Raw genomic sequence first — 18,961 nt, 5'->3', positions numbered from 1 at the left:
GAAGAGTGGAGGTTCACCGTTTGTGGACGAACATGAACAAAATCGACTAATGCGCCTGCACGGCACAGCGGCAGCGTTGGCTGCCATGCTGTTTGGCTTGCTTTTATTCGCTGCAGGGCGACTCTCTTTTTCACCCGGTTTCTATCATTCTACTCATCTTGCTTTAGGGCTCGCTGCGGTTGTCGTCTGTTGGCTTGTCGCCGTGCAAGGATGGGCCGTGTTCCCCCATACGCTTTCGATGGAGCGGCTTGTGATGGGGGCACTGTTTTTCTCCTCAGGGGCGCTGTTTTCGTTTCATTTCCTTCTCTCATTCGCGGACGCCGGCGAGGTTTCATTGTTTTCGCTCGCCGCCCGCTTTACGATCGCTTGGGGGCTGCTCTTTTTATTTTCGCGTCTGGACGAGGTGATGGAGCGGCGCAGCGGCCAACGCTGGCAGGCGTTTTTAGCGGCCTTTGCTTATACAGTAGCGGTCGGTTTATTCATCCATTTTGCGGCGCCGCTTTGGTTGGAAAATGGGATGAGCCGCTGGCCGCTTTGGTGGCAGGTAGGAGAAGGGGCAATCGGTTTGCTTGATGCGGCAGCGGGTGCGCTTGTATGGCGCCGCTATCGGCACGGGGGATCCCCCTCACTGTTATACTGGTTGATGGCTTTGCTGCTGTTTGCCTTTGGCCAAGTGTTGCTTATGTTCGGTAATGGGCATGTGCTGTGGGGGCAGCTGTACGAAGTGGCCGGCTTTTTGTATGTCGTACGCGCTATGTATGTGGAAACGATCGAAAAACCGTATGTGGAGCTGAAGCAGCACGAACAGCAGCTGGAAATGATGGCGAACGCCCTTGGTGAAGGGTTAATGATGTTAGACCGGGACGGGCAAATCGTTTGGATGAACCCGGAAGCAGGCCGGCTGATCGGGGTCGTCCCCGAAGAAGCGAAAGGAAAGCCGTTATTTTCCTTTGTTTCGCTCGCTGGGCCAAACGGGGATACATGGGATTGGAAGCAGCTGCGCCGCGTCGTTAAACGGCTCAAAAGCGGTGAAGTCATCCGCGTCGAGGAAGAACCGTTCCGCCGTCATGACGGCGTGTGCCTGCCGGTCGGCTACACGTTGGCGCCTGTGATAGAAAATGGTGCGCTGACGGGGCTTGTCGCTGTGTTGCGTGACATGACGGAGAAAAAAGAGAAGGAGCGGCTCGAACGCGAGCGTGAACAGCTTGATTTTGAACTGTCGCTCGCAGCGAATATGCAGCGGACGCTCTTGCAGACGTCTTCGGAAGCGAACTTGCCGTCCTATGTTGATATCGGCGTCCTCAGCGTTCCCGCCCGGGTATTAAGCGGCGATTTTTATCATTTTTCCGTCCACCAAACATCAGTGTCTGTCGGCATTGCCGATGTGTCGGGAAAAGGCGTTCCCGCCGCCATGCTCATGACATTGATGAAGTTTATTTTAGACCGGACCGTTCATTACGGGACGCAGCCGCATGTGTACCTTGATTTGTTGAACCGGTTCGCCTATGACTATACGGAACCGTCGATGTTTGTGACGATGTTTGTCGGCAATTATAATGAAAAAACACACACGTTTTCGTACGCGTGCGCCGGGCATGAGCCGGCGCTTCTATACCGGGCGAAAACGAAACAATACGTGCCGCTTCACGCAAAAGGATGTGCGCTCGGCTTGTTTCCGCAATTTTCGTTTGAAACCAAATCGGTTGTGCTCGAACCGGGCGACTTTGTGTTGTTGCACACGGACGGAGTGACCGAAAAGCGCGGAGAGGAAGAGGCCGATGGCTTTTCTGTCCTCACCTCTATGGTCGCCCAAGTCAATTTGAACCAGCCGGCCGGGCAGATTGTCCGTGATTTGTACGAGCAAGTCAAGGCGTACCACCAATACGAACAAAAAGACGATCAGACGTTATTGTTGTTGCGCCGCCGCTGATGCCGATCCAGTCGGCAACGGCGGCGTGTTTGGCTGTTACGACGGGTAGGCAGTGGCCAACTGCCGCTTCAGCTTTTCAATGGCGCGTTTTTGAATGCGGCTGATTGTCATCTGGGAGACGCCGAGCCGTTCGGCGAGCGAACGCTGCGTTTCTCCGCGGTGGAACACCGCGTCAATGACAATCCGTTCTTGTTCGTTCAGCTTGCCGATGGCTTCCTCCAAATCAAGCCGCTCAATCAATGTTTCGAACTCGTTCGTGTCGTCGGCAAGAAATTCGCCGATGGTCGTCGCATCTTTTTCTCCGTCTTGCACCGGGGCATCGAGTGAAATCGCCTGATAATGGTCGCGGCCGGCTAAAATTTCTATCGTTTCCTCGACCGATAAACCTAAATGGTTGGCGATCTCCTCGATGTTTGGTGACCGCTCGAGCGTGACGGTCAGCTCATCGATGGCTTTTTGCACTTTGCTTCCTTTTTCCTTTACTCTGCGCGGCACTTGGATATACCACGCCTTGTCGCGCAAATAGTTTTTCATATAGCCGATCAAGCTTTTCATCGCGTACGATTCAAAGCTTGTTCCTTGGTTCGGGTCGTAATGATCAAGAAGGCGCAAAAACGATAACCGTCCGACTTGAAATAAGTCTTCGTAAAAATCGGGGCGGCTGCGCGCCATCTTTTTTGCCGCGGCTGCAATGAGCGGCTCGAAGCGAACGAGCAGCGCTGTCGCTGCCTCTTCCGTCTTTGTCCGTTGATAAGCGGAAATGAGGGCGTCAAGCTTGCTCTTGGACAGAGGAGGAGGATATACATTCATGGGCATGCTCTCCTTCGCCATGATGGCGGAATTTCGTCAGGCGGACTTCGGTCCCGTCCGTTGTGTTGACACTCACGTCATCCATGAGTGCTTCCATTAAAAAGAGACCAAGACCGCCGACTTTGACGTCTTCAAGCGGCATAACGGACAGTGGGACCGCTCGTTTCGCCGCCTGTTTGTAATCAAATCCTTTGCCTTCATCTTTAATAACGATCGTCAGGGCATCGTCGCCCATTTCAAAACGGAGATGAATCATTCCGCTTTTTCCGTTGTACGCATGCAAAACGGCGTTATTGCAGGCTTCCGAAACAGCGACTTTCATATCCTCAATCTCTTCATACGAAAACCCCATCTTAGCGGCTAGTCCGTATAACGTCAAACGCGCGATATCGATGAACTGTGCATCGGCCGGAATCGATAGCTGTACGACGGTTTCGTGCTCTTTCATGATTGGCCTCCGATCCTTTCTGTCGTAGCGTTCGTTTCGGAAAAAAAGTAGGATACCCCAGTCAAATCAAACAAGCGCTGCACCTTCGGCGGCACGTTTTCAATGGCAAACGGCGCCCCTTGCTTTTTTCTCGTTTTCAACAGCGCGACAAACATGCCGATGCCGGTGCTATCAATGTACGTCAATTCCTCTAAGCGGATGACAAGCAGTTTCGCCGCATCGTCGGCGAGCGGTTCGACAGCGCGTCGGAACTGTTCGGCTGCCGCTAAATCAAGCTCTCCTTTTATGTATATAACATGTCGATCCGGCTGTTCGTCGTGAACAAGGTGGAATCGTTTCCTGTCCATTCTCTTCACCTCAGTGTGCGTAATGGATATTCTGCTGATGCGTTCTTGCCAACAGCCTCGCTTGTCCGGCTTTTGGCGTTTACATTTTATCTACCCATATTTTATACTTGTTGAAACAGGGAGATGTCGAATGAAAAGGAGAAATGATGATGGAAAAGTGGAAACGATGGGCCGGGAGGTTGAAAAAGGAAATTTTTGTCCTCTATTCCGCTTGCCGCGACCGGCGCGTTTCCGTTTGGCTGCGTCTGTTTATGCTTTGTGTCGCTGCTTATGCGTTCAGTCCGGTCGATTTCATCCCGGACTTCATTCCTATCCTAGGGTATATCGATGATCTCGTGCTTGTGCCGCTTGGGATTTATTTGGCATTGAAATGGCTGCCTCACGATGTGGCGGCTGAACATCGCGTGCGGGCTGAGAAATTGATCCAAAACGGAAAACCAACGAACTGGACCGCCGGTGCGTTGATCATCTTGTTATATGTATGGCTTGCGGTTTGGTTGCTGCGTTGGTTTCTTTCTCGGCTTGGATTTGGTACATTATAAAAGGAAAAAGTCAGTGCCAAAGGAGTGGCTGTGATGCCGATTTTACAAAACGACTGGGCTCCGCTGCTTGACGAGGAGTTTCAAAAGCCGTACTACGTAAAGCTGCGTGGGTTTTTAAAGGAAGAATACCGGACGCGGACGATTTATCCCGATATGCACGATATTTTCAACGCCCTTCACTATACACCGTACGCGAACGTCAAAGTTGTGTTGCTCGGGCAAGATCCGTATCACGGCCCGGGGCAGGCGCACGGGCTTAGTTTTTCCGTCAAGCCGGGCGTGCCGGTGCCGCCGTCGTTAGTGAATATTTTTAAAGAGCTGCATGACGATCTTGGCTGCTACATACCGGATAACGGCTATCTTGTCAAATGGGCCGAGCAGGGCGTGTTATTGTTAAACACGGTGCTGACGGTCCGCCGTGGGCAGGCGAACTCCCACCGCGGCAAAGGGTGGGAATATTTCACCGACCGCGTCATTGAGCTCGTCAATGAAAAGGACGATCCCGTCGTCTTTTTGCTTTGGGGCCGGAACGCACAGGAGAAAAAAGAACGGATTACAAATCCGCGCCATCTCATTATTGAAGCGCCGCACCCGAGCCCGTTTTCCGCCGCGCGCGGCTTTTTCGGCCACCGCCCGTTTTCGCGGACGAACACCTTTTTAACCGAGCACGGGCGCGAACCGATTGACTGGCAAATTGAGAACATCGGCGCCCGCGCCGAATGAAGAAGGGGGGAAAAGTCGTGACAATCCCTTTTGCAGCGGTTGTTGCCAAAATCGAAGACGAATTGCGCAAGGCGAAGGCGGCCGATGACCCGCAGCGAATGCGGGAACATGTCGCCGCTGTCCGCGCCTTATGCGACTTAATGCTCGAACCAACCGCCCAGCTGCAACTGTCCGCTCCAGCCGCCCCCGCAGGGCCGCTTGTCATTAGCGGACCGATTTCAGTCGGGAGCGGGCTGTCGCTTGGCGGCGTTTCCGCCACGGGACGCTCCCCCGACATTGACGATGAGGCGAACGGGGAGTCGTTGCTGGATTTTTGAGGATAAGACGCAGAAAGCCCGCGGAATAACCGACTATCTCCGCGGGTTTGTCTGTGAATGGGCACCCCCTTCTTCCCATTCCGCAGTCCAATTTCATAATTGATTATATTATTTTGTGTTTTTTAAAAATTCAGTATTAAAATTTGATATTATATTTGATATTATAACCACGAAGATTGAAAATTTAAAAAAAGGTGGTGATGTTCGAGCAGCGCCGATATCTCCTTCCCACAGCAAGTGTGTACGTCGTTTTTATCCGTTTACGTTTTTTGGCGACTGCAATTATACGTAGGTAGTTTATGAAAGCGCTTAAATGTTGTCTGGGAGCGTTCGTGTCGTATCAGCTTGTATGAGTCAGGTGGTCACGATCGTAAATATCGGCGCAACTAGAAAAAGAAGGCCGCTTATTGGGAGAATGGAAAGGTGTTGTGAACCGAACACGATATGATGAGGTTGAGGGAGAAGGATGAAAAACTATCAAATGATCAAAAGTATTACCCTTGAACTAGCGGAAGCCATGTTAGCCCGTGCTGAAGAAAAGGCTAAGGAACTGGGCGTGGCCGTCAATATGGCCATTGCTGATCAGAGCGGGCATTTAAAGGCTTTTCGCAGGATGGATGGTGCTCCGCTACTATCTATCGGAATTTCCCAGCGCAAGGCGTATAGCGCGGCTGCCTTTGGAATGGCGACGGGGGAATGGCTTGATGTGATCCAACATAATCCACGTCTGTTGCACGGGATCCCCCATACCCCTGATCTCGTTATTTTTGGGGGAGGATTTCCGATCGAGGTAGACGGCGAAGTGATTGGCGCCATTGGCATCAGCGGCGGCACGGAAGAAGAGGATGAGGAAATTGGCCGGGCGGCGCTAAACATACTTCGCACAAAAGAAACGAACGGTTCAGAGGGTGAACGGGTTTCAGCATGCCAAAAAGGTTGTGATGCATGTGAACAAACAATACACCATTCGTATTGAGCCTTATGGAAAGGAGGTCACGGGAAGCGAAGACGAAACGATTTTGGAAACATTGAGAACGCATTTCTATGGCAGGGACGGTCAGCCTTCATTTCAAGGATGCCGAAGGGGAGGCTGTGCCTTTTGTAAAGTAAAACTGCTCGATGGTGAGGTGCATCACCGTGACATTTATTCCCGTGCTGCTCTCACGAGTGAAGAACGGGAAAAGCATTTTATTCTTACTTGCCAATCACGGCCGCTTTCGGATCTAACCATCTATTTACGGAAGCAAGAAACGCGGATCACGCATTTATTTAGACTGAAAGATGAAGCGATTTAATGAAACAGAAGGAGGTTTCGTTATGGGAGAAGGAATTATGCGTTTAGGCTTTGTTTCTGTGAATGTGACAGACATCGAAGAGGCAAGGAAGCATTATGTAGAAGTCATGGGGTTGCAAATGACGGACCGTACTGAAAACGAAATTTATCTAAAAGGATGGGACGAGTACGATCATCATTCCATCGTCTTGCGCCAATCGGATCGTGCCGGCCTCGAAAAAATGGCGTTTAAAGTGCACACATACGAAGATATGGAGCGGCTAGAAATCCAGCTGCAACGGTATGGCGCATCAGTTAGACGCATTTCGAAAGGTGAAAACTACAAAGTTGGTGAAGGGCTGCGTTTCCGCCTTCCTTCCGGGCATACGATGGAACTTTTTGTTGACATGGAGTATAAAGGAAAGGCGGTTCCGCAAGTCAACCCCGCGCCATGGCCGGAAGGGCTGATCGGCGTCGGTGTCCCACGGATCGACCACCTTTTGATTACGGCGGAACGCCCTCATGAAACTGTTGACTTTTTGATGAAGGCGCTTAACTTTTATATGAGTGAAAAAGTTGTGGAAAACGAACAGTCGGAAACGCCGATCGCTGCATGGTTATTCAGAAGCAATACTCCTCACGATATTGCCATCATCCCAGGGAAAGACGAACGACTCCACCATTTTGCTTTTTGGCTCGATGAGTTTAATGATTTACGGAAAGCGGGAGATGTGTTCTCCAAACATGATGTACCGATTGATGTAGGACCTGAACGCCACGGCATTACGCGCGGACAGACGATCTATTACTTTGACCCGTCAGGAAACCGAAATGAAGTCTTTACAGGAGGTTATATTGCTTATCCTGATATGCCGGTCGTGAAGTGGACGGTCGACCAGCTTGCCCGAGGTATTTTCTACTTTAACCATCGCCAAGAGTGGATTGAGGGTTTCACAGGCGTAACGACTTGATCAAAGAGCAATCATTCCCTTTCAAACTTCGCACCATTCATTCCAACGATCATCCCCTGATACGGAGCTCTACTCGCACAACATGAATAGAATAGTTTCTCTGTTCAAACCCGCTCTTCACCGAAGGTTGTGCTTGACAGGCCATCTAAACGCCGCTACATCGTCAAGTGCACGTGTAGGTGAAGAGCTGCAAAAAACGAAAGGTGGGATTTGGATGGCAATCGAACAAAAAAAGGCTGTTCGCCCCTTTACGGGGGAGGAGTATTTAGAGAGCCTGCGCGATGGGCGTGAAGTTTATGTGTATGGGGAACGAATCAAAGATGTGACGACACACCCCGCTTATCGGAATGCGACGCGGATGTTTGCCCGCTGGTATGATCGCCTTCATCAGCTGCATGCGGAAGATCAGGAGAAAGGCGGACCGGAAAACTGGAAGTGGACAGTGCCGACCGATACGGGAAGCGGGGGATGGACGCATCCATATTTTGTCGCTGCGAAAAGCGCCGAAGATTTAATCAAGGGCCGCGACACGATCGCAGAACTTCAGCGTGTCGTGTACGGTTGGCTTGGACGATCGCCCGATTATAAAGCAGCTTTTATCGGGACGTTAGGGGCAAACAGTGATTTTTACGCCCCTTATCAAGAAAACGCGAAGCAGTGGTATAAAAAGACGCAAGAGCAGCTATTGTTTTGGAACCATGCTCTTGTAAACCCCCCAATTGATCGGAATAAAGCGATTGAAGAAGCGAAAGATGTGTTTATGCATGTTGTGAAAGAAACCGATGCGGGGCTGGTTGTGTCCGGTGCGAAAGTTGTGGCGACGGGAAGCGCGTTGACGCATATGAATTTCGTAAGCCATTATGGACCGGTTCCAGTGAAAGATAAAAAATTTGCGCTGACGTTCACCGTGCCGATGAACGCACCGGGGGTAAAATTGATCAGCCGGGCGTCCTATGAGTTTGTGGCGGCGGCAACAGGAAGTCCGTTCGATTATCCGTTGTCGAGCCGATTGGACGAGAACGACGCGATTTTAGTTTTCGACAATGTCCTTGTCCCATGGGAGAACATCTTTATCTATGGCGATATTGAGAAGGTCAATGCGTTCTTTCCGCTTTCCGGGTTTATCAATCGCTATACCCTCCATGGCCTGACAAGGTTGGCGGTGAAACTGGACTTTATTGCCGGACTCGTACTTAAGGCGACTGAAGCGACAGGGGTCAAAGATTTCCGTGGCGTTCAAGCCCGGGTAGGCGAAATATTGGCTTGGCGTCACCTATTCTGGTCGCTGTCGGAAGCTCAAGTGCGGAATCCTGAACCTTGGACCGGGGATTATGTGCTGCCGAACCTTGCCGCCGGCTTGGCGTATCGGGTGTTTGCGACGGAGGCTTATCCAAAAATTAAAGATTTAATTGAGAAAGATTTGGCTAGTTCACTGATTTATCTCCCGTCACATGCGGCGGACTTCCTGAGTCCGGAGATTCGTCCTTACCTTGAAAAGTATGTGCGCGGATCAAACGGATACGATGCAGAAAGCCGCGTCAAATTATTAAAGCTCCTTTGGGATGCGATCGGATCGGAATTCGGCGGCCGGCATGAACTATATGAGCGCAACTACGGCGGCAACCATGAGAATATTCGGCTTGAGGTTCTTTTGTTGGCGCTGAACAACGGCGATGCCAAACGGTTTACAGAGTTCGCTGAACAGTGTATGGCGGAGTACGATCTGAACGGGTGGACTGTTCCGGATCTTGTGAATCCGGACGATGTAAGCCTCATTCGCAAGAAATAAATCGCATTAGTTTGTCGGATGGGTATGAGCCAGATTCGGGTCTTGTCCATGCGGATCTGGCTCATACGGTCCTATAGTTTGTGCCAATTTCGCAACGTCTTTCAAACTGGGGAAAGAGGATGTGATGACTGTGCGTTTGTACCGTCCCCATGAGTTGTCTCTTTCTTCATCCGTAGTGACGGTAGGCGCATTTGATGGTGTTCATTTAGGACATCAAGCGCTGATTAGGAAAGTGGTTGAACGGGCAGCCATGTTTCGTGTTCCGGCTGTCGTCTACACGTTTGATCCTCCGCCCCGATGCTACTTAAAAAACATGCCGATGATCACGCCGATCGATGAGAAGCTAAAGCGTTTAGAAAAGCTCGGAGTCGATGAGGTGATCGTTGCCCGTTTTAACGAACATTATATAACGCGTAGTGCCGCGTCATTTATGGAAGAACTGCGCATACTCCATCCCGTAGAAATATGGGTGGGCCGCGACTTTCGGTTTGGCCGCAATCGGGAAGGGAGTATCGATGAGCTGGCCGCCGTTTTTCATGTTCGGTCAATCGATCCGATTCGCTGTGACTCCGGCGAAGTGATTTCATCCACAAGAATTCGGTCACTCATTACGACAGGCCGTTGGAAAGAAGCGGAGAAGCTATTAGGCATCATATAAGTTGTCATCGATTCACTACAAAGGCAGTTTAGACGTATGCAAACAGTTCTATGAAAACTCCATACGAATCACCCCATCGAGTCTCACGAGGCATGCCGAGAGCCGAAGGGAGGGGGAGCAAATGGCATCTGCACGGCATCGGGAGTTGGCACAACGTCTATGGCGGGCGCGTGAAAGCTCATTCCTCCGCTCACGGCCGAGTAGCCTGAAATGACAGTGAATGACGCGTATACGATTCAAGACGAGCTCATTCAATTTGTTGACAGCCGGTTCAGTCATGATAACGGGAGGAATGACAGAACCTTTATTTTTAACGCCGGGAAGCCGGATGGAGGGCTGCTTTCGTTCGTCCGGAACGGTTGCCGTTCATCGTTGATTCCCAACGAGAAAAGTATTCCTCGGGCTTAGGCGGATGGTTCGTAATTTTTTAAAAATAGCGTTAGCGGTGGTGAGGCGAAAAATGATAAAATATCTAATAAAAATAATAGTAAAGAGGATGCCTGATGGCCCTAGTTAATATATAGGAGGTTATTTTGATGGCGCGAATGCCGTTAACTCGTTCGGAATGGGTATACGAGCAATTAAAGGAGGCGATTTTGAGCGGAAAGTTAGCGCCCGGTGAACGTCTTGTCGTCGATCATCTTGCCCGCGAGTTGGGCACGAGCTCAATACCGGTGCGGGAGACTCTCCGCAGGCTGGAAGCAGAGGGATGGGTCGAGAGAACGCCGTTTGTCGGTGCAAGGGTGGCGCCGGTGCGACTCGAGGAGATGGAGGAACTTTTTACAATCCGGCTGGCGTTAGAACCGATTTTAGCTCGCACGGCGGTAAAAGGGGTGGATGAGAACGCCATTGCCCAACTTGAACAGCTTGTCAAACAAATGGATGAATGCGCTGAACAAAACGACACCGCCCAGTATTCCCAATTAAATTATGAGTTTCATCAATTGCTTTACAGTTTTTCATCATGGAAAGAATTGTACCGCATTGTCAATACGGTATGGGAAAAATCAGCGCGGTCGCGTTGGATTTTTGTCCAAACACCGGCAAGCATGGTTGAATCCCAAAAAGAACATTGGATGATGATCGAAGCATTGAAAGAGCAAAATGAAGAAGAGATGGAAAGATGGATGTACATTCAAAAGAAACGGGCGTTTCATGACTATCTCTCCATAATCAAAAAATCGTCGGAAAAACGGGGATAGGCGGTTGTCGTCTAACAGACAGCTGATTAGGGTGGAAAGTCGGGTTAAGAAAAGAAAGGTTTCGTATGTCAAAAATCTGCTAGCCGCCCTTTTCACGCTATTTTCCGGCAGATGGTTCTCGTTTTATCATCCTTCTAAGCGGGCCATCCGTTGACGGAAAATACCGGTTTTCTTTGACTTTCCACGCCTATAGTTTTCAAGAGGGAAACTATCAATGATGGAGGAGACGGATATGGAAAATATGAATGATATTTACATCCAAACAGGAGCGTACCAAACGCATTTGCATGAAGCTGGTCCGAAAGGAAAAGAGACTATTCTTTTCATTCACGGTTCCGGACCTGGAGCAACGGCGTTTTCCAATTGGCAACATGCGCTTCCGTTTTTTAGCGAGCATGGTTTTTATAGCATCGCTCCCGATTTGATCGGTTTTGGAAAAAGTGAGAAGCCTGATTCTCCTCCACAAGGGACACGGGCTTGGTTGAAAATATGGATTGAACAATTGAAACAACTGTTGGATGCTTTACACATTGAGCGGACGCATGTGGTAGGAAATTCGTTAGGAGGAGCTGTTGCCCTTCATTTAGTGCTTCATATTCCTGAACGGATCAATCGCGTGACACTCATGGGTCCGGTCGGCGCGCCATTTCCAATTACGACAGAGTTAGATCGCATTTGGGGCTTTTACGAAGATGCTTCGAAAGAAACTATGATGCAAATCATTCGTTGGTTTGCCTATGACGATCAATTTTTGCGGGATCAATTAAGCGAGATTGCCGAAATGCGGTTAGCCTCAGCCCTTCAACCCGAAATTCGCCGTTCATATGAAGCTATGTTTCCGTCTCCGCGGCAACAACATGTCGATGATTTAGTCGTCCCAGCCGCATCCTTACGGCGAATCGAGCAGCCAGTTTTACTCATCCATGGACGCGAAGATCCAATTATTCCAGTTGAAACGAGCCATTACTTAGCACAACATTTGCCAAACATGAAACTAGCCATTTTTGGCCAATGCAGCCACTGGACACAAATTGAACATCGCCATGCGTTTCACCAGCTCGTTCTCCAATTTTTCACCAATAAAATCTAATAGCCAGGAGATTTCGTGATCGTGGCCAACATCCCGGACGCTTGTCGTCCGCGAACAAATGTGGTATCATGTTTAGAAAATTCGATATAATATATTATATTTGATATTATATAAGATAACGAAAGGGGATCAAAAAAGTGGGGTTCACCTTCCATTGCCGTCACTTTATTAATGGCCAGTTCGTTGAGTCAGGGGAGCGGTTTACGAACATCAATCCCGCAACCGAAGAGGAGCTCGGTTGGGTTGCCGAGGGGGGGAGGGAAGAAATTGACCGTGCCGTACAAGCGGCCAAACGCGCGTTGAAAGGGGAATGGGGCAAATATTCCATTCATGACCGCATCGCTGTCATTCGACGGATTGGCGACCTCATTTTAGAGCGAAAAGAAGAGTTTGCTAGATTGGAATCTCTCGATACAGGGAAACCTTACTCGTTGTCCGCTCATCTCGACATTCCGCGGGCGGCGTACAACTTTCACTTTTTTGCCGATTATCTTCACTCTGTGGGGACGGAATCGTACCAGATGGATTCAGGCCAGTTTCATTATGCGATCCGCCGGCCGGTAGGCGTCGTCGGGCTAATCAACCCGTGGAATTTGCCGTTGCTTTTGCTTACTTGGAAAATGGCTCCAGCTCTCGCTATGGGGAACACGATCGTTGCGAAGCCGGCAGAGTTGACGCCGATGACAGCGACCCTGCTTGCGGAAGTGATGAAGGATGCCGGATTGCCGGATGGAGTCGTCAATATTGTTCACGGCTTCGGTCCTCATTCGGCAGGCCAGTTTTTGACAGAGCATCCGGATGTCAATGCCATTTCATTTACCGGGGAGACCCATACAGGAAAAACGATCATGGCTGCAGCGGCAAAGTCATTGAAACGTCTGTCATTTGAACTAGGGGGGAAAAACCCGAACATCATCTTTAGCGATGCGGATTTAGATGATGTGATCGAAACAACGATCAAATCTAGTTTTTCCAATCAAGGGGAAGTATGCTTAGCGGGATCGCGCATTTACGTACAACGTCCGATTTATAACCAATTTCTTGAACGGTTTGTGGAACGGACGAAGCAGCTTGTCGTCGGCGATCCGTTTGATTCGAAAACAGATGTAGGCGCCTTAATTAGCAAGGAGCATTTGGAACGTGTATCCGGCTATTTAGACATCGCCCGCAGCGAAGGGCGCATCCTAGTGGGAGGAAAGCGTCCGCAAGGCCTTGAAAAAGGCTATTACTTGGAGCCGACCATTATTGTGGATGTCGATGACCAATGCCGCGTAGTCAAAGAAGAAATCTTTGGTCCTGTGGCGTGCGTCCTTCCGTTCGACACAGAAGAAGAAGTCATCGCCCGGGCTAATGACAGCGACTATGGATTGAGTGCGACGATTTGGACGAGTGACCTAAAACGAGCGCATCGCGTCGCCCATCAGATCGAATCTGGGGTCGTTTGGGTCAATACATGGTTTTTGCGCGATTTACGCACCCCGTTTGGCGGGATGAAACATAGCGGCATCGGACGAGAAGGGGGAGCACATAGCATCGATTTTTATTCCGAACTGACCAACATTACAGTCAAACTTTAAGAAGGGGGAGAAACCGATGACAGCCGTCAAAAAGCTGAAAGCCGCCATTATCGGGTCTGGGAACATTGGTACTGATCTTATGTATAAACTTTTGCGCAGCCCGTGGGTCGAGCCTGTCTGGATGATTGGCATCGATCCTCAATCCGAAGGTTTGAAGCGGGCGAAAGAGAAGGGATTGGAGACGTTTGATCAAGGGTTAAAACAAGCGATCGACGCCGGCGTGCATCCGGACATTGTATTTGATTCCACGAGCGCGAAAGCTCATGTGCGCCATGCAAAAATATTGCAGACTCTCGGTATCCAGACGATCGACCTTACCCCTGCAGCGCGTGGGCCTTACGTTTGTGCGGCCGTGAATCTTCATGAGCATCTGGATACGTTGAATGTCAACATGATTACATGCGGCGGCCAGGCGACAGTGCCGATCACCTATGCCGTGCAACGGGTCACCCCGGTCGAGTATGCCGAAATTGTTGCCACCGTCTCAAGCAAAAGCGCCGGGCCCGGCACGCGGCAAAACATTGATGAATTTACGGTAACGACAGCGAAAGCTCACGAAGTGATCGGCGGAGCCAAAAAAGGAAAAGCGATCATCATTCTCAACCCGGCCGAACCGCCGATTATGATGCGCAACACGATTTACTGCCAAGTGGGAGATGTCGGCAAAGAAACGGAAGCGAACATCATCAAATCCATCCATGATATGGTGTCTTATATTCAAACGTACGTACCGGGTTACCGCCTCAATCGGGATATTCTTTTCCGCGACGGTATCGTCAACGTGTCGATTGAAGTAGAGGGGCTTGGCGATTTTCTTCCTGTGTACGCTGGAAATTTGGACATCATGACGACAGCAGCGGTGAAAGTGGCAGAAGAGATGGCTAAACATCGTCTCGCCGTAGTGAAAAACGAGTAGAAGAAGGAGGCGGATATGATGAAAAAGAAAAAAGTCAAAATCACGGATGTGACGCTGCGCGATGGGATGCACGCTGTCAAACACCAATTTTCCGTGGACGATGTCAAGGAAATTGCATCTAAACTTGATGCGTTAGGTGTCAGCCATATTGAAGTCACTCACGGGGACGGCTTGGGCGGATCGACGATTCAATACGGTTTTTCGAAAGAGACAGAAGAAGACTTGTTGCGGGCAGCGCGTGAGTCGATCAAACGTGCGAAACTGACCGCTCTTCTTCTCCCCGGCATCGGTACAGCCGAAGACATGGCCCGCGCGAAAGAAATCGGGGTTGAAACGATTCGGATCGCCACTCATTGCACAGAAGCGGATATTTCTGAACAACATATGGGGGAAGCGAAACGGTTGGGGTTGGAAGTTGTCGGGTTTTTAATGATGTCCCATATGGTTTCGGCAAGCACTCTTGTGGAAGAAGCGAAAAAGATGGAATCATATGGAGCTGATGTCGTTTATATCGTGGATTCTGCCGGTGCGATGCTTCCGGAAGAGGCAGGCGAAAAAGTCAGCGCTTTACGGCAAGCGTTGTCTCCCAACGTGGAAATCGGGTTTCACGCCCACCACAATCTCGGTCTTTCCATCGCCAACTCGTTTGCTGCGATCGACGCCGGGGCAGACCGCATCGACTGCAGCTTGGCTGGGCTTGGAGCAGGAGCCGGCAACACCCCTTTAGAAGTGTTCGCTGCGGCGGCTGATAAACGGGGCATTGATACCGGACTCGATATTTACAGTGCCATGGACGCCGCCGAAGACATTGTGAAACCGAAAATGATCCGCCCCGTGCAAATCGACCGGGTGAGTTTAACAATGGGATATGCGGGCGTTTATTCCAGCTTCCTTCTTCACGCTTTTCGCGCAGCAGAACAGTTTGGCGTTGATGCCCGCGATATTTTAATCGAGCTTGGCAAACGAAAAGTCGTCGGCGGCCAAGAGGATATGATTGTCGACGTCGCTTTGGAAATCAAAAAGAAAACAGCCAATGTCACGATGATGTGATATCGGCCAAATATTTTAAGGAGGAAGCAGCTCATGCCTTCATTGGAAGAGTTGGCTGAACGTCTTTTTCGAGCGGAAAAAACGCGGGAAGGGATCGATCCCCTCACAACGCACATCCCTTCCTTGACACCGGAGGAAGCATATCAAATTCAACTGATCAATATCCGTCGCAAAGTCGATCAAGGCGATCGGATCGTCGGGAAAAAAATTGGGCTCACATCAAAAGCGATGCAGCAGCTTCTCGGAGTGAATGAACCCGATTATGGGCATTTGCTTCATACGATGGAAATCAAAGCGGGAGACCGTGTGCCGTGGGAAAAGCTCCTGCAGCCGAAAGTGGAAGGAGAAATTGCGTTCATTCTCAAAAAAACATTGAAAGGCCCTGGGCTGACGCATCTTGACGTCATCAACGCCGTCGATCGGGTTGTGCCGGCGATCGAGATTGTCGATAGCCGCATTCGCGATTGGAACATCCGGCTTCCTGATACGATCGCGGATAACGCTTCTTCGGGCTTGTTTCTTCTTGGGAAAGAAGCGATTCCGCTTCAAGACATCGATGTTACGGAAATCGGAATGGCGCTATATGTGAACGATACATTGGTGAATACGGGGACAGGCGCGGCGGCGCTCGGGAATCCTCTATACAGCGTCGCTTGGCTTGCCAATTTTCTCGGCCGGTTTGATATTCCGCTTAAGGCTGGAGAAGTCGTCCTTTCCGGTGCTTTATCGGCAGCGGTCGATGTCCGGCCAGGCGATAAGGTGAACGTCGAATTTTCTGGTTGGGAAACGCTGTCGGTTCAATTTTAGCCCATTCCTAAAAACAGTCTCCTCTTTTGGAAGATGCACGGGCGCCATAAAAAGGACGAACCGGGCTTCGAACCGCGGGGTGGACAACGAATCCGCTCGATTCACTTTCCACGATGAGACGGATCGTCCGAGAAGCCCCCGTTTCGAAGCGTTGGCATAGACAGAGGAAGCATGTCACATTGAACGGCCGCTTAGTAATGCCGCTGCTTCATGGCTGGAACAGACAGACGAAACGGGAGGGGAACATTGTTGGAAAACGGAAAATGGGACGGAATTGTGAGGATCTTAGAGGAAGCGGAAAAGCAGCGCAAGGCGATCCCTTGTCTCAGTTTATCCCATCGCTTTGACATAGAGGAAGCCTATGCGATTCAAGAGGCATGGATAGCCCATAAACAAAAGGAAGGGGATCGTGCAGTCGGATATAAAATGGGGCTGACGAGCCCGGCTAAGATGAAACAAATGAACGTGTCGGAACCAGTATATGGAACATTGCTGGCCAGCATGTTAGTAGAAAATGGGGAACGTCTTTCCTACAATTCATTTATTCATCCGCGTGTTGAAGCAGAAGTGGCGTTTTTGCTAGGCAGAGACTTGAGCGGAGAGAATGTGACAGAGAAAGAAGTGTTAGAGGCGACAGACCATCTCATGGCGTCTATTGAAATTATTGATAGCCGCTATGAAAACTTTCGTTTTACGTTGGCGGATGTCGTTGCGGACAATGCTTCTTCAGCAAAATTTGTTCTTGGTCATCGCCTTGTTGGCGCAAAAAAGGAAGAAGTCGCAACTTTCGGAATGACGCTGCGCATTAATGGGGAAGTGAAAGCCACCGGGACCCCTGCCAATGTGTTAGGCCATCCTGCCCGTTCTGTCGCAATGCTGGCAAAAATGCTGGCCCGCAAAGGGGAGCGGCTAAAAGCGGGAGATTTAGTGCTTACCGGCGGAATTACAGAAGCGATCGCTGTTCAACCTGGGGATGTCGTGCAAGCCAGTTTTGCCCATTTGGGCGATGTGCAAGTTGTGTTTGAGTGAGGAACGCCGAATAGAAGAACAAGTGAAACACGACGGTTTCTTGTAGATCAACGGTTGTTGAGCGTGATGGAAAGGAAGGTTCACAACGTTTCCCCCATCGGGGAATGCGTCCCTTCATCGACACGCACCATGAAATTACTGATTTGCTTAATGGGGAGGGGAAAAAGTTGCCACTCGTGCAAATTCACATGCTTGAAGGAAGAACAGAGGAACAAAAAAAGCAGATGATTGCCGAAGTTGCCGAGGCGATCGCCCGTACGCTAAATGCTCCGAAAGGAAATATTCGTATCGCGATTTACGAACTCCCGAAGTCGCATTGGAGTGTCGGGGGAGTCACTTTGGATGAAAAAGAAACGCTCCCGAAACAATGATGAAGAAGAGAATGAAAACATACGGATAGGAGGGAAAAGCAAATGATCGAAACGAAAGATTTGCGGAAATGTTTTGGGAAGTTTGCGACCGGTGTCACTGTGATTACGTACAATAGTCCGGAGGGACCGCGGGGGATGACTGCCAACTCTTTTACATCTGTCTCCCTTGAGCCTCCGCTCATTCTTGTCTCTGTTGACCGGAAAACAAAAGCAAGTCAGTACATGAGCGGAAATTCTTTTGCTGTTAATATTTTGCGCACCGAGCAAAAGGAGTTATCGAACCATTTTGCCGGCAAGCCTAATCCGCAACTTTCCATTCCTTGGGCGGAGGGCGAATGCGCTCCGTACTTAGAAGGAAGCCTTGCTGTCATTGAATGCGCGCCTTGGCGGGAATATGACGGAGGGGACCACATCTTGTTTTTGGGAGAAGTAAAACGCTATACGTACGAAGACGGAGATGCCCTTGGCTTCTTCTGCGGACGTTATGTTGATGTGAAAAAACCGGAAGAGATGTGAGGAAAAAGAAGCTCTTCCGCATGACAATTCGATCAGGGACAACAAACGATGGCAGTTTTTTGCCATCGTTTGTTATGTTGGCGCAAAATAAAAAATGGATTCTGTTACGGGGAAATGGGAGTTTTGCTATTTGTGGCGAGGATATATCCTTATTTATAATGGAAGGTGGGATCTCTAAATGTGAAAGGTGGGATCGTGATGAAAACGTTCATCTTCCTCGGCGCGCTCAACGCGTTTTTGGCTGTGGCGTTGGGAGCGTTTGGCGCGCACGGGTTGGAGGGAAAAATTCCGGATCGGTATTTGGACACGTGGAAAACGGCGGTTCAATACCAGATGTTTCATGCGGCCGGGCTGTTTATCGTCGGACTTTTGCTTGGCAAGGTGCCAAACGCCGGGCTGATCGGCGCGGCCGGCTGGGTGATGTTTGCCGGCATTGTGCTGTTCTCCGGCAGCTTATACGTGTTGAGTGTCACGCAAATCAAGCCGCTCGGTGCGATCACCCCGTTTGGCGGCGTCGCCTTTTTGATCGCCTGGGTGATGATCGGCTATGCGGCGTTGAAATGGCTATAAACGGAGCGCACGAGCGGGACGCTCC

General features: G+C 50.1%; 22 protein-coding genes. 19 read left to right on the top strand and 3 right to left on the bottom strand.

Annotated elements, in window-relative coordinates:
• The first annotated feature begins 49 nt into the window (after positions 1 to 49).
• Positions 50 to 1,930, top strand: a complete 1,881-nt coding sequence (locus tag M493_RS16790) for a SpoIIE family protein phosphatase (RefSeq protein WP_420480336.1) — start codon at positions 50 to 52, stop codon at positions 1,928 to 1,930.
• Between the two features lie 36 nt (positions 1,931 to 1,966).
• Here the strand turns inward: M493_RS16790 and M493_RS16785 are convergent, their stop codons facing one another.
• From M493_RS16785 to M493_RS16775, 3 genes are read right to left on the bottom strand one after another with little or no spacing between them, the layout of a single operon-like run.
• Complete coding sequence (locus M493_RS16785) at positions 1,967 to 2,740, bottom strand: sigma-70 family RNA polymerase sigma factor (protein ID WP_020961586.1); 774 nt, start codon at positions 2,738 to 2,740, stop codon at positions 1,967 to 1,969.
• Positions 2,700 to 3,188 (bottom strand): anti-sigma B factor RsbW, encoded by a 489-nt coding sequence (gene rsbW / locus M493_RS16780; RefSeq protein WP_020961585.1) that lies wholly within the window; start codon positions 3,186 to 3,188, stop codon positions 2,700 to 2,702. The genes M493_RS16785 and rsbW overlap by 41 nt, the downstream gene beginning before the upstream one ends.
• Positions 3,185 to 3,535, bottom strand: coding sequence for an STAS domain-containing protein (locus M493_RS16775; RefSeq protein WP_020961584.1), 351 nt, complete (start codon positions 3,533 to 3,535; stop codon positions 3,185 to 3,187). Before M493_RS16775 ends, rsbW begins: the two co-directional genes overlap by 4 nt.
• A gap of 146 nt (positions 3,536 to 3,681) precedes the next feature.
• On the opposite strand from M493_RS16775, the gene M493_RS16770 reads away from it, so the two are divergent.
• The 18 genes from M493_RS16770 (at position 3,682) to M493_RS16685 (ending at position 18,936) form a co-directional block, all read left to right on the top strand.
• Complete coding sequence (locus M493_RS16770) at positions 3,682 to 4,077, top strand: YkvA family protein (RefSeq protein WP_041267807.1); 396 nt, start codon at positions 3,682 to 3,684, stop codon at positions 4,075 to 4,077.
• A 33-nt stretch (positions 4,078 to 4,110) separates the two neighbouring features.
• Positions 4,111 to 4,800 carry a uracil-DNA glycosylase gene (locus M493_RS16765; RefSeq protein ID WP_020961582.1) on the top strand — a complete coding sequence of 230 codons (690 nt, stop codon included), beginning with the start codon at positions 4,111 to 4,113 and terminating at the stop codon, positions 4,798 to 4,800.
• Positions 4,801 to 4,817: 17 nt separating this feature from the next.
• Positions 4,818 to 5,117 (top strand): YwdI family protein, encoded by a 300-nt coding sequence (locus tag M493_RS16760; RefSeq protein WP_020961581.1) that lies wholly within the window; start codon positions 4,818 to 4,820, stop codon positions 5,115 to 5,117.
• 466 nt (positions 5,118 to 5,583) lie between these two features.
• The gene (locus tag M493_RS16755; RefSeq protein WP_020961580.1) at positions 5,584 to 6,093 is read left to right on the top strand and encodes a GlcG/HbpS family heme-binding protein; all 510 of its coding nucleotides are present in this window, start codon (positions 5,584 to 5,586) and stop codon (positions 6,091 to 6,093) included.
• A complete protein-coding gene (locus M493_RS17925; protein ID WP_200865272.1) occupies positions 6,065 to 6,412 on the top strand; it encodes a 2Fe-2S iron-sulfur cluster-binding protein in 348 nt (115 codons plus the stop codon). Before M493_RS16755 ends, M493_RS17925 begins: the two co-directional genes overlap by 29 nt.
• Positions 6,413 to 6,434: 22 nt before the next feature.
• Entirely contained in the window at positions 6,435 to 7,361 is a 927-nt protein-coding gene (locus M493_RS16750; protein WP_020961579.1) for a catechol 2,3-dioxygenase, read from the top strand.
• 214 nt (positions 7,362 to 7,575) lie between these two features.
• On the top strand, positions 7,576 to 9,150 hold the full coding sequence (locus M493_RS16745; RefSeq protein ID WP_020961578.1) for a 4-hydroxyphenylacetate 3-hydroxylase N-terminal domain-containing protein: 1,575 nt from the start codon (positions 7,576 to 7,578) through the stop codon (positions 9,148 to 9,150).
• Between the two features lie 124 nt (positions 9,151 to 9,274).
• The gene (locus M493_RS16740) at positions 9,275 to 9,808 is read left to right on the top strand and encodes an FAD synthetase family protein (protein WP_020961577.1); all 534 of its coding nucleotides are present in this window, start codon (positions 9,275 to 9,277) and stop codon (positions 9,806 to 9,808) included.
• 536 nt (positions 9,809 to 10,344) lie between these two features.
• Complete coding sequence (locus M493_RS16730) at positions 10,345 to 11,010, top strand: GntR family transcriptional regulator (RefSeq protein WP_020961575.1); 666 nt, start codon at positions 10,345 to 10,347, stop codon at positions 11,008 to 11,010.
• A gap of 283 nt (positions 11,011 to 11,293) precedes the next feature.
• Positions 11,294 to 12,100, top strand: coding sequence for an alpha/beta fold hydrolase (locus M493_RS16725; RefSeq protein ID WP_235183440.1), 807 nt, complete (start codon positions 11,294 to 11,296; stop codon positions 12,098 to 12,100).
• A 137-nt stretch (positions 12,101 to 12,237) separates the two neighbouring features.
• A complete protein-coding gene (locus M493_RS16720; protein WP_020961573.1) occupies positions 12,238 to 13,677 on the top strand; it encodes an aldehyde dehydrogenase in 1,440 nt (479 codons plus the stop codon).
• 16 nt (positions 13,678 to 13,693) lie between these two features.
• Positions 13,694 to 14,593, top strand: coding sequence for an acetaldehyde dehydrogenase (acetylating) (locus M493_RS16715; protein WP_020961572.1), 900 nt, complete (start codon positions 13,694 to 13,696; stop codon positions 14,591 to 14,593).
• Between the two features lie 15 nt (positions 14,594 to 14,608).
• Entirely contained in the window at positions 14,609 to 15,643 is a 1,035-nt protein-coding gene (gene dmpG / locus M493_RS16710) for a 4-hydroxy-2-oxovalerate aldolase (protein WP_023817795.1), read from the top strand.
• Between the two features lie 33 nt (positions 15,644 to 15,676).
• On the top strand, positions 15,677 to 16,450 hold the full coding sequence (locus M493_RS16705; RefSeq protein WP_020961570.1) for a 2-keto-4-pentenoate hydratase: 774 nt from the start codon (positions 15,677 to 15,679) through the stop codon (positions 16,448 to 16,450).
• A gap of 249 nt (positions 16,451 to 16,699) precedes the next feature.
• The gene (locus M493_RS16700) at positions 16,700 to 17,479 is read left to right on the top strand and encodes a 2-keto-4-pentenoate hydratase (protein ID WP_020961569.1); all 780 of its coding nucleotides are present in this window, start codon (positions 16,700 to 16,702) and stop codon (positions 17,477 to 17,479) included.
• 167 nt (positions 17,480 to 17,646) lie between these two features.
• The gene (locus M493_RS16695) at positions 17,647 to 17,850 is read left to right on the top strand and encodes a 4-oxalocrotonate tautomerase (RefSeq protein WP_041268044.1); all 204 of its coding nucleotides are present in this window, start codon (positions 17,647 to 17,649) and stop codon (positions 17,848 to 17,850) included.
• Between the two features lie 42 nt (positions 17,851 to 17,892).
• Complete coding sequence (locus M493_RS16690) at positions 17,893 to 18,366, top strand: flavin reductase family protein (protein WP_020961567.1); 474 nt, start codon at positions 17,893 to 17,895, stop codon at positions 18,364 to 18,366.
• Positions 18,367 to 18,564: 198 nt separating this feature from the next.
• Positions 18,565 to 18,936 carry a DUF423 domain-containing protein gene (locus M493_RS16685; RefSeq protein WP_020961566.1) on the top strand — a complete coding sequence of 124 codons (372 nt, stop codon included), beginning with the start codon at positions 18,565 to 18,567 and terminating at the stop codon, positions 18,934 to 18,936.
• Positions 18,937 to 18,961 lie beyond the last annotated feature (25 nt).

The organism is Geobacillus genomosp. 3, from assembly GCF_000445995.2.
Lineage (GTDB): Bacteria > Bacillota > Bacilli > Bacillales > Anoxybacillaceae > Geobacillus.
This window is presented reverse-complemented; position numbering and strand designations above follow the sequence as displayed.